The 10,295-nt window shown below is 63.0% G+C and carries 7 protein-coding genes and 1 pseudogene; 6 read left to right on the top strand and 2 right to left on the bottom strand.

Translation table 11 applies throughout. From position 1 onward, the window contains the following. Positions 1-253, bottom strand: a pseudogene (locus C1H84_RS10730) (serine hydroxymethyltransferase); the annotation flags it as partial. A 154-nt stretch (positions 254-407) separates the two neighbouring features. Here C1H84_RS10730 and C1H84_RS10725 point away from each other — a divergent pair. Beyond that, on the top strand, positions 408-1,067 hold the full coding sequence (locus C1H84_RS10725) for a GntR family transcriptional regulator (RefSeq protein WP_047120394.1): 660 nt from the start codon (positions 408-410) through the stop codon (positions 1,065-1,067). 15 nt (positions 1,068-1,082) lie between these two features. Here C1H84_RS10725 and C1H84_RS10720 read toward each other — a convergent pair whose 3' ends face one another. Further along, the gene (locus tag C1H84_RS10720; RefSeq protein WP_053799057.1) at positions 1,083-2,588 is read right to left on the bottom strand and encodes a PucR family transcriptional regulator; all 1,506 of its coding nucleotides are present in this window, start codon (positions 2,586-2,588) and stop codon (positions 1,083-1,085) included. Between the two features lie 407 nt (positions 2,589-2,995). Here C1H84_RS10720 and C1H84_RS10715 point away from each other — a divergent pair, with 407 nt between their 5' ends. The 5 genes from C1H84_RS10715 (at position 2,996) to C1H84_RS10695 (ending at position 10,282) form a co-directional block, all read left to right on the top strand. Further along, positions 2,996-3,790, top strand: coding sequence for a creatininase (locus C1H84_RS10715; RefSeq protein WP_113607392.1), 795 nt, complete (start codon positions 2,996-2,998; stop codon positions 3,788-3,790). 1 nt (position 3,791) lies between these two features. Further along, positions 3,792-5,504 carry a BCCT family transporter gene (locus C1H84_RS10710; RefSeq protein WP_244910882.1) on the top strand — a complete coding sequence of 571 codons (1,713 nt, stop codon included), beginning with the start codon at positions 3,792-3,794 and terminating at the stop codon, positions 5,502-5,504. Between the two features lie 230 nt (positions 5,505-5,734). After that, a complete protein-coding gene (locus tag C1H84_RS10705) occupies positions 5,735-6,991 on the top strand; it encodes an aminopeptidase P family protein (protein WP_047120397.1) in 1,257 nt (418 codons plus the stop codon). Between the two features lie 337 nt (positions 6,992-7,328). Continuing rightward, the gene (locus C1H84_RS10700) at positions 7,329-8,693 is read left to right on the top strand and encodes an MFS transporter (RefSeq protein ID WP_047120398.1); all 1,365 of its coding nucleotides are present in this window, start codon (positions 7,329-7,331) and stop codon (positions 8,691-8,693) included. A 245-nt stretch (positions 8,694-8,938) separates the two neighbouring features. After that, positions 8,939-10,282 (top strand): MFS transporter, encoded by a 1,344-nt coding sequence (locus tag C1H84_RS10695; RefSeq protein ID WP_047120399.1) that lies wholly within the window; start codon positions 8,939-8,941, stop codon positions 10,280-10,282. The last annotated feature ends 13 nt before the right edge of the window (positions 10,283-10,295 follow it).

The raw sequence follows: 10,295 nt of genomic DNA, 5'->3' as shown, positions 1-10,295 counted from the left end.
GGGTCTCGATGACGTCGACCTCTTCGCAGCCGCCGTAGTAGCGGCGGCCCGGGTAGCCCTCGGCGTACTTGTTGGTCAGCACCGAACCCTGAGCCTGCATCACGGCCTGGGCCGTGTGGTTTTCCGAGGCGATCATTTCCAGGCCGCGCTGCTGGCGGGCCAGCTCGGCATCGATCCGCTGCGCGACCTCCGGATCCAGCTCGACCAGGGACTGGGTCAGCGATTCAGCAGCAAGCGTTTGAGTTTGAAGCACCACATTCTCCCTAAAAGTATGAATTGCCGACAACTGATATATCAATGTCTGCGTCTTAGCGTATGATGTAAGCCACACCCCGTCAATGGGTGGGATGAAGATTTCTTTACGGGCCCTGCCCGCGGCAGAATAGACATCAACAAGGGAGCGTGAAATGACAAGCTTGACCGGAGTAATCACTGGCACCGAATCCATGGCGGAACGCTCGTATCGCATTTTGCGCGACCGGCTGATCATGATGGATATCGCTCCCGGCGACCCGATCAACGAGGCGCAGCTGGCGGTCGATCTGGACATGGGCCGCACGCCGATCCGCGAAGCGCTCAAGCGTCTGGAGGTCGACCATCTGGTGGTTTCCTACCCCCGGCGCGGGACTTTTGCCACGGGCGTCGACATCACCGAGCTGGCCGCGATCTCCGAGATGCGCCTGGTGCTCGAGCCCTTGGCCTCGCGCCGTGCGGCCGAACATCGCGGGGGCGCCTATCGCGGGGAACTCGAACGCACCATGAGCGCGATCCTGTCCTTGGACCTGAGCGGCGACCGGCGCGAATTGATGGAATACGACCTCGAAGTGCACCGGCTGATCTACCGCGCGGCGCAGAACCAGCATCTGCAGGAGACGCTGGTGCGCCTGGACAACCTGGCGACCCGCATCTGGTGCATGGTGCTTGACCGGCTGCCAGATCTCCACGGGCACATTGCCGAGCATGCAACGCTGATCAAGCTCATTCTGGACGGGGACGCCGACGAGGCGGAACAGCTGGCAGCCAAGCACGTCATCGGTTTCGAAAAAACCATCCGCAGCGTGCTTTAGCGCGCTGCACTGCTTTTAATCCCGCAGCGCCAGCCACGCCGCCAGATGCACGGGCAGTACCCTGCCATTGACGCGCGGGTCTCCCCCGATCAGCGCGAAGATCTTCGCCAGGCGCTTGTGCAGCGTCTGGCGCTCCACGTATAACCGCGCCGCAGTCTCCGTGGCGTGGCAGCCGCTGGCCAACCAGGCTTCAAGCGTCTTGAGCAACTGCCCGTCCTTGTCGCGGTCCGCGTCAAGGAGCTCCCCGATCTGCTCTGCGATGAATTCCCGCAACTTCTCGGGTTCATCCAGCTGCGCCACCAGGCGCTGCAGGGCGTAGTCCAGCGCATCCCGCACCGTGCCTTCGTCCCCGCTGGCCGCGCCCCAGGACTCGATGGACTCCGCCTGCGTCAGCGACCAGCGCGCGCGGGAAACATCCAACGCAATGGGGCCGACACAGCATTCCAGCTGTTCGCCGCGCAACGCCGCGCGCAGGCGCTGGACCAGTTCGGCCCGGGAACGACGGGGCGCGACTGGATCCAGGATGCACAGTGCATACAAGCGGTGGCCCTGCACATAGGTGAACACCCGCTGGCCGCCGGCGCGCAGGTGGCGTGCAAGTTCCGCACGATCCCGCGACACGTCCACGCCTTGCAGCACCAGCATGCACAACGGCGCCCCCGCGGCGATCTGCGCCTCCGCGGCCCGGTGCACCACGTAGTTCTCGCCTCCCGCGTTCACGATCGACTGCAGCAGCGCCAACGTGGCAGCCTGCTGGGCGCTGGGTTTGTAGTGCTGGGAGAATGCCAGCGTCACAATGCTCCCAAGCCTGTCCGCCACCAGCTCCAAGCGCTGCTGATGATGTTGCGCCTGCGCATGCAGCACCAGCCGCGCCGCGGCATCGCCGCCGATATACAGGTTCACCGAGACATCGAACTGTCCAGACTTCTCTTCCTGCAGCCTATGCAGCACCGCCCGCTGCGAGGCGGCGATCACCGCTCCTTCCTGATTGACGATCTCCGCACCCAGACGCAGCTGGTTGTCGATCATCTCCAGCAGCGGCACCAGGGCCGGACCGGCCACCGCCAGATGCTGGGCCAGCTGCTGGGAAATGGCATCGGCCTGCTGCAGCGCCGAAGCCTGCTCGGAAACAATCCTGGTATTGATCTTTTCAGCCAGAGCCACAAAGGGCACCGTCGCCTGCAGCTGGTACAGCGGCAGTTCCAGCTCTGCCGCCGCCTCCACGAACTCCTGCGCCAACTGCTTTTCCGGCCCGACGCGTTCAATCACGAGCGCTGCGACACGGCATTCAGCCAGCATCGCCAGATATTGCCGCTGCTGCTCGAAGGGAAGCTTCAGCACCGACTCGCCGGTAGTCAGCAAGAGCTCCGCGCCGTGGATAAGCCCGGCAAGCTGCACCACTTCACTGGTATGCACCCAGCGAACGTACACCTCGCTCTCCACCGTGCCCGCTGCCAAAAGCCGCGGCCGGGCCGACCGCATCAACGGGTCGGCCATGATTTCAGACAGGGTAACGAGCATGGCTTCCTCCCGACGGCGCGAGTACTGCACAGTAACTCTCAAATATTGGAGCACAAGTGACTCTTTGTCACTCAGAACCTCGTATATGACGACATTTTGCATGTATCGGCCATCACACTACGCTCCCTATGCTTTGAGTCAACGCACTTCCCTCACTTCTTTTTCGCACGAATCGAGGAGACATGAAAAGTCTGCGAACGACAGCATCCCGGCATTCCATCCGCGAGGATGACGCCAACCTGCAACTCAGACTCGGTGGCGGGTAAGCCGGAAACCGCTTTGCCGCTCGCGGCGCACCGGCCGCGGCCGTCGGGCCCGGATCCAGACAGCTTGATCCAGGGCCATGGCGGCGGCGAGTAACCGAGGACTTCCCCGCACCCCACCACCTGCTAGTCAAGGAGAGAACGTTGCCTTCTGTTTTCCTAGAAGAAATCGATGCCCAGAGTTACGCATCCTACGTATCGCGCATGGATTCCACTGTCATCATCCCCACCGGAGCCACCGAACAGCACGGCCCGCACATGCCCCTGGGAGTCGACGCCATGCTGTCCAAGGCCATCGCCGGACAGGTTGCCCAGCGTATCGGCGCGCTGGTAGCCCCGGTCTTCAGCTACGGCTATAAGTCGCAGCCGCGCTCCGGCGGAGGAAACCACCGGGTGGGTACCACCAGCCTGGGCGCCGGCACCTTGATCGGCAAAATCGAGGAGATCGCCGCGTCCTTCATGGCCCAGGGCTTCAAGAACGTCGTGGTGCTCAACGGGCACTTCGAGAACTACCAGTTCCTCTACGAGGGCCTCGACAAGGCCGTGGCTGGCGCATTGCAGGCCGGTTCAACCTCGCGGGCGGTGCTGACGTCCTACTGGGATTTCGTGGACGAGCAGACCCTGGAGCAGGTGTTCCCCGAGGGGTTCCTGGGCTGGGACATCGAGCACGGAGGCGTGCTGGAAACCTCGCTGATGCTGCTGCTGCATCCCGAGCTGGTGCAAATGGACCGCGTGGTGGATCATCCCCCTGCGACGCTCACCTCCTACGACGTGTTCCCGGAGGATCCTGCACGCACTCCGGCCAGCGGGTGCCTTTCCAGCGCGAAAAACGCCACCGCCGCCCGCGGCCAGCTGCTGCTGGATGCGGTGACCTCGGCCCTGGGCGCTTCACTGGGCCAGGAGCTCAACCTTTCAAACCAGATGATCGAGGTGGACTAGCATGTCTACCGATCACGTGCCGATGCGCACCGACAAGGCAAAGAACCCGCCGGTGGAGCTGCCGCGCTTCATGGGCCGGCATATCCCGCCGCTGGACCGGCTGCTGATCCGCATCATCCCGCCCATCCTCATCGTGGCGGTGATCATCTGGGTCCTGCTCAACCCCGACGGCGCCTCTGCGGTCATTTCGGACCTGCGCACCTTTGTCACCGGGAAGTTCACCTGGTTGTTCATCCTGTATTCGGCGTTCGCGCTCGTGGTGTGTATCTGGCTGGCTTCCAGCAAGGTGGGCAAGGTGCGCCTGGGCGGCCCCAAGGCCAAACCCCGGCACAGCAAATTCGCGTGGTACTCCATGCTCTTCGCCTGCGGACAGGGCATCGGCCTGATCTTCTGGTCGGTCGCCGAGCCAATCATGCTGCGCAACGAGAACCCGGTGATCCCCGCAGGACCCGAGGGGGCGTCCGAGGGCGGGATCATCTGGACCTACTTCCACTGGGGCCTGACTGCTTGGGCCATGTACTGCGTGGTCGCGGTCTGCCTGGCGTACTCACACCACAATCTCGGCAAGACCTTGACCTTCCGCGAAGCCACAGTCGACATCCTGCCGAAATGGTCCCAGCGCGGGGCCGGAGTGGTGGTGGAGCTGCTGGCGATCATCGCCACCGTCCTCGGGCTGGCGACGTCCTTCGGTTTCGCCACAATGCAGTTCAGCTCCGGCCTCACCTCGTTCCTGGGCATCGAGGCATCTCCGATGATGTGGATGATGGTCATCGCGGTGTTCACCGGCATTACCGCCATCTCGGCCATCGTGGGCATCAACAAGGGCATGGCGCGGATCTCCAGCCTGAACTCGATCCTCAGCATCGTGCTGGTCGGCGCTGTCTTCATTTTCGGTCCGACCCTGTACATCGTTTCCACCTTGTCCCAGACCTTTGGCGGCTTCATGGCGAACTTCGTCAACATGAGCCTGTGGACCGACGCGGGAATCACCGCGCAGTCGCTGGAATCCTGGCAGGACAGCTGGAACGGCTGGTGGACTGTCTTCATCTGGTGCTGGGTCATCGCCTTCTCGCCCTTCGTTGCCGGATTCATTGCCCGCATTTCCCGCGGCCGCACCATCCGCGAGTTCGTCATCGGCGTGACGGTCATCCCGACGCTGATTGTGATGACCTGGATCGGCGTCATCGGCTCTGCCGCGATCTACTACGACGACCAGAGCAATCGAGGCATCAGCGAGGCGGTAGCCACGGATACGTCAGCCGGCCTGTTCGCCATGCTGGAGCACATCCCGTTCGTCGGCGCCATCCTGCTGGTGGTCTCCACGATCCTGGTGGCCACGTACTACGTGACCTCCCTCGATTCGGGAATCTACGCTCTGAGCGAGTTCGTTTCCGCGCCGAACAAGTCCGGGCCGGTATTCCGTGTGGTCCTGGTGGTCAGCATCGCCACGGTTGCCACCGTGCTGCTGACGCTGGGCGGCACCGCAGTGGTGGACACGGTCCAGACCGGCACCATTATCGGCGCGTTCCCGTTCTCCTTCGTGATCCTGCTGATGATCGTGAACCTGATCCGGCGGCTGCTTAAACGCGACAGGGCAATTAAGCAGCTGGAAAAGGACATCAACAACCCGGATCCGTCGCTGCTATTCGTGCCCGACCCCAACGGGACGGGCGCAATCAGCAAGAAAATCACCGATGACATCGGCGAATCCTAGATTCGCCGGCACTGATTTCGCAGCGCTTACAAGGCGCCGCGTGGCGGATGCTCAACATTCGGCATCCGCCACGGAACGGTCCTTGGCCTGCATCCAAAAGATTCTTCAGGCACCCACTTGACAGTGACCTGAAGCACAAATACGCTGAGTGCAACGGTGTTGCAATGAATGCAACTTAATTGTTCCCAGCTTTCTAAACACCTCAAACAACTTCCAAAAGGAGTCAAGCAATGACCACTTCCTCGAACATCGCCACCAACGTCTCCGAGTTGGCCCGCCTGAAGACCCTGCATAACGGCACCAAGGAACAGCTGACCTTCTCGGACGCGGAGTTCGAGCGCCGCTTGGCCGGACTGCGCCAGATCATGGCAGCGAAGTCCCTGGACGCAGTCATCCTGACCAGCTACCACGGCATCAAGTACTACTCGGACTTCCTCTACACGACCTTCGGCCGCAACTACGCGCTGGTGGTCACCGCAAAGAACTCAACCACCGTCACCGCGAACATCGACGCCGGTATGCCATGGCGCACCAGTTACGGTGAGAACATCGTGTACACCGATTGGAAGCGCGACAACTTCTACTACGGCCTGCAGGAAGCCCTGAAGCGCGACGGAGTGAAGGCCTCGCGCATCGGCGTCGAGGACGACTTCCTGCCAGGCCTGACCCGTCAGAAGATCCAGGACACCTTCGCAGGCGCCACCCTGCTCGACGTTTCGCAGGACGCCATGCGCCAGCGCATGATCAAGTCCGCCGAGGAAATCGAGGTCATCAAGCACGGCGCCCGCATCGGAGACCTGGGCGGCGAGGCTATCAAGGCGGCGATCCGCGAAGGCATCTCCGAGTACGAGGTCGCGCTGATCGGCACCGAGGCTATGGTGCACGAGATCGCCAAGACCTTCCCGCACCGCGAAGTGCGCGACACTTGGGTCTGGTTCCAGTCCGGAATCAACACCGACGGCGCCCACAACTGGGCCACCACCCGCAAGCTGCAGCGCGGAGACATCCTGTCGCTGAACTGCTTCCCGATGACCTCGGGCTACTACACTGCCCTGGAGCGCACCTTGTTCCTCGGCGAGCCGGATGCCCGCAGCCTGGAACTGTGGAACGTCAACGTCGAGGTCCACAAGCGCGGCCTGGAACTGATCAAGCCGGGCGCGGTCTGCAAGGACATCGCCGCGGAGCTAAACGAAATCTACATCGCCCACGGCCTGCTGCCGAACCGCACCTTCGGCTACGGCCACTCCTTCGGCGTCCTGTCGCACTACTACGGCCGCGAAGCAGGTCTTGAGCTGCGCGAGGACATCGATACCGTGCTGGAGCCGGGCATGGTCGTCTCCATGGAGCCGATGATCACCATCATGGACGGCGAGCCGGGCGCCGGCGGCTACCGCGAGCACGACATCCTGGTGATCAACGAAGACAACACCGTTGAGAACATCACCAAGTTCGGCTTCGGTCCGGAAAACAACATCATCGACGCCTAGGCCGATCCGCCCCGGGGCCCGGATGAGCGATTCCTGCGCTCGCCCGGGCCCCGAACGCGGCTTTCGCCGCTTTTATCTTGAACCGCAGCGGAGCAGACTCCGCTCCGAAGAAAATAGCTTTTCAGCATCCACAGGGCATTGCAGGCCCCAGCCTGCCGAGAATGCCAGCGGCCAGCCAGGCCGCACCGCTGCAGGGCCGGCCACGCCGCCCGCCAGGGATTTCACCGCGGCAACTCAGCCTGCGAACACTCAATGGCGATGAACTTGCGCCATCCGTTTATTAAACACCTCCACGCCGCAGCCGCTGCGGCGCAAAACAAACATGGTGGTACACCCAATGACGAACGAAAACTCATCATCAGGAAAAGGGATTGCTCCCAAAATCGATTTGGGGCCAACACTCAGCGGCCAGAACCGGCCAAACCCCGAAGGGGTCGGCTCGGCAACCCGCCGCAAGGTCGTAGCAGCCAGCTTCATCGGCAACTTCGTCGAGTGGTTCGACTACGCGGCCTACGGATACCTGGCTGTCACCATCTCGGTGGTGTTCTTCCCCGAATCCGCACCGGAAACCGCGCTGCTGCTGACCTTCGCCCTCTTCGCAATTTCCTTCCTGGTCCGCCCGCTGGGCGGCTTCGTCTGGGGGCATATCGGAGACAAGATCGGCCGACGCGAAGCGCTTTCCTGGTCCATCCTGCTCATGTCGGGCGCGACCTTCTGCATCGCCCTGCTTCCCGGCTACGCCACCATCGGCCTCGCGGCTCCTCTATTGCTGCTGCTTCTGCGTCTGGTCCAGGGCTTCTCCGCTTCTGGCGAATACGCCGGCGCTTCGGCCTTCCTGGTGGAATACGCCCCGGCCAACAAGCGAGGCCTGTACGCGGCCGTCGTGCCGGCCAGCACCGCCACCGGCCTGCTGCTGGGTTCGCTCATGGCGGCGCTGCTCACCGGCCTGCTAACCGCCGAGGACATGCAGTCCTGGGGCTGGCGCATCCCGTTCCTGCTGGCCGCTCCAATGGGCCTGATCGGCCGCTACATCCGCACCAAACTGGAGGATTCGCCGGTCTTCCGCGAGCTCTCCCAGGAAGACGAAGTCATCAAGGCACCGGTCAAGTCCCTCTTCCGCGACCACTGGCGTCGCCTACTGCTGGCCGCGGGCGCGGTATTGCTGAACGCTGTCGGTTTCTACGTGATCCTTTCCTACATGCCCACATACCTGTCTCAGGAACTCGGCCTGGATGCAACCGCCTCCTATGTGGCCACCACCGTGGCGCTGGTGACCTATATCGGCTTCATTTTCCTCACTGGCATGCTTTCGGACAGGTTCGGACGCAAGCGCGTGCTGATCAGCGCGTCCATCGCGTTCGTCATCGCAACGGTTCCCGCATTCATGCTCCTGAACACCGGGAATTTCCTGGTCATCGTCCTGGTGCAAATTCTGCTTGGCGCGATGCTGACCCTGAACGACGGAACCTTGCCGAGCTATCTGGCTGAAATGTTCCCCACCAAGGTCCGCTACTCCGGATTCGCCGTATCCTTCAACCTGTCCAATGCGCTATTCGGCGGGACCGCGCCCTTTGTCGCGACCCTGCTCGTCGCCACCTCCGGGAACCTGCTGGCTCCGGGTTGGTACCTGATGGGCGCGGCAGTGATCTCGCTGATCGCAGTGGCTTGCTCGGTGGAAACCAGCCGCAAACCCCTGGACTGAGCGCCCTCAATAGAACCGCAACTTCGGCAGGTGCACGTCGCATGAGGCAATCGCGACGTGCACCTGCCGTTGTGCTTGAACCCCAAGTCAGCGCCCCCCGGAGCCCCGTGCGGCGGTTCCACCGAGGGCCGGCTGAAAACTTTCCCCGAGCCCCTTGACTGTGAACTGGAGCACATCTAGCATTAAGCAACACAGTTGCGTTCATTGCAACTGTCCGAATTCCCTCCAACCGACGGCGGTGGACCATGACCGAGCATGACCAGTCCCAAGGCTCGCAGACCCGGCTGCTTCCGGCAGCACCCGGCGCAGGCACGGCGCAGATCGACCCAGGTGTTCGCCGCAAGGTTGTCGCGGCCAGCTTCATCGGAAACTTCGTCGAATGGTTCGACTACGCGGCCTACGGATACCTGGCCGTCACCATTTCCGCAGTCTTCTTCCCGAGCGAAGACCGCCAGCTTGCCCTGATGATGACCTTCGGCGTCTTCGCCATCTCGTTCCTGGTACGCCCGCTGGGCGGTTTCATCTGGGGCCACCTGGGCGACAAGATCGGCCGCCGCACCGCCCTGTCCTGGTCGATCCTGCTGATGACCGGCGCCACCTTCTGCATCGCGCTGCTTCCGGGCTATGCCGCCATCGGCGTGGCCGCGCCGCTGATGCTGCTGGCGCTGCGCCTGGTGCAGGGCTTCTCTGCCGCCGGAGAATACGCCGGGGCCTCGGCGTTCCTGGTGGAATACGCTCCAGCCAACAAGCGCGGCCTGTACGCCGCGGTAGTCCCCGCCAGCACCGCCACCGGGCTCCTGCTCGGTTCGCTGATGGCTGCGGTGCTCACCGGGGCGCTGAGCGCCGACCAGATGGAAAGCTGGGGCTGGCGCATCCCGTTCCTGCTGGCCGCCCCGATGGGCCTGATCGGCCGCTACATCCGGACCAAGCTCGAGGATTCACCGGCGTTCCTCGAAGCCTCCGAGGAACCGTCGCAGGACAGCTCCCCGGTGCGCGACCTGTTCCGCAACCACTGGCGCCAGCTGCTCCAAGCGGCCGGTGCAGTGCTGCTGAACGCCGTGGGCTTCTACGTGATCCTCTCCTACATGCCGACCTACCTCTCCGAGGAGCTGGGACTGGATGCGACCCGCTCGTACCTGGCCACCACCGTGGCACTGGCCACCTATATCGGATTCATCTTCCTGACCGGCATGCTCTCCGACAAGTTCGGCCGCAAGCGCGTGCTGATCTCCGCGTCGATCCTGTTCATCGTGTTCATCGTCCCGGCCTTCATGCTGCTGGAGACCGGCAATTTCCTGGTCATCGTGCTGGTGCAGATCCTGCTCGGCGCGATGCTGACGCTGAACGACGGAACCCTGCCCAGCTTCCTAGCCGAGATGTTCCCGACCAAGGTCCGCTACTCCGGATTCGCCGTCTCCTTCAACCTGTCCAACGCCCTGTTCGGTGGCACCGCACCGTTCGTGGCCACCCTGCTCATTGCCACCTCCGGCAACCTGCTGGCCCCGGGCTGGTACCTGATGGGCGCCGCGGTGATCTCCCTGGTCGCGGTGGCCTGCTCCGTGGAAACCAGCCGCAAGCCGCTGAGCTGAAACAACCCAAGCT

The sequence above is a fragment of the Glutamicibacter soli genome (assembly GCF_003309065.1).
In the GTDB taxonomy this organism is placed as follows: Bacteria; Actinomycetota; Actinomycetes; order Actinomycetales; family Micrococcaceae; genus Glutamicibacter; species Glutamicibacter soli.
Note: the sequence above shows the minus strand (reverse complement) of the source record. Positions and strands in the feature narration are given on the sequence as shown.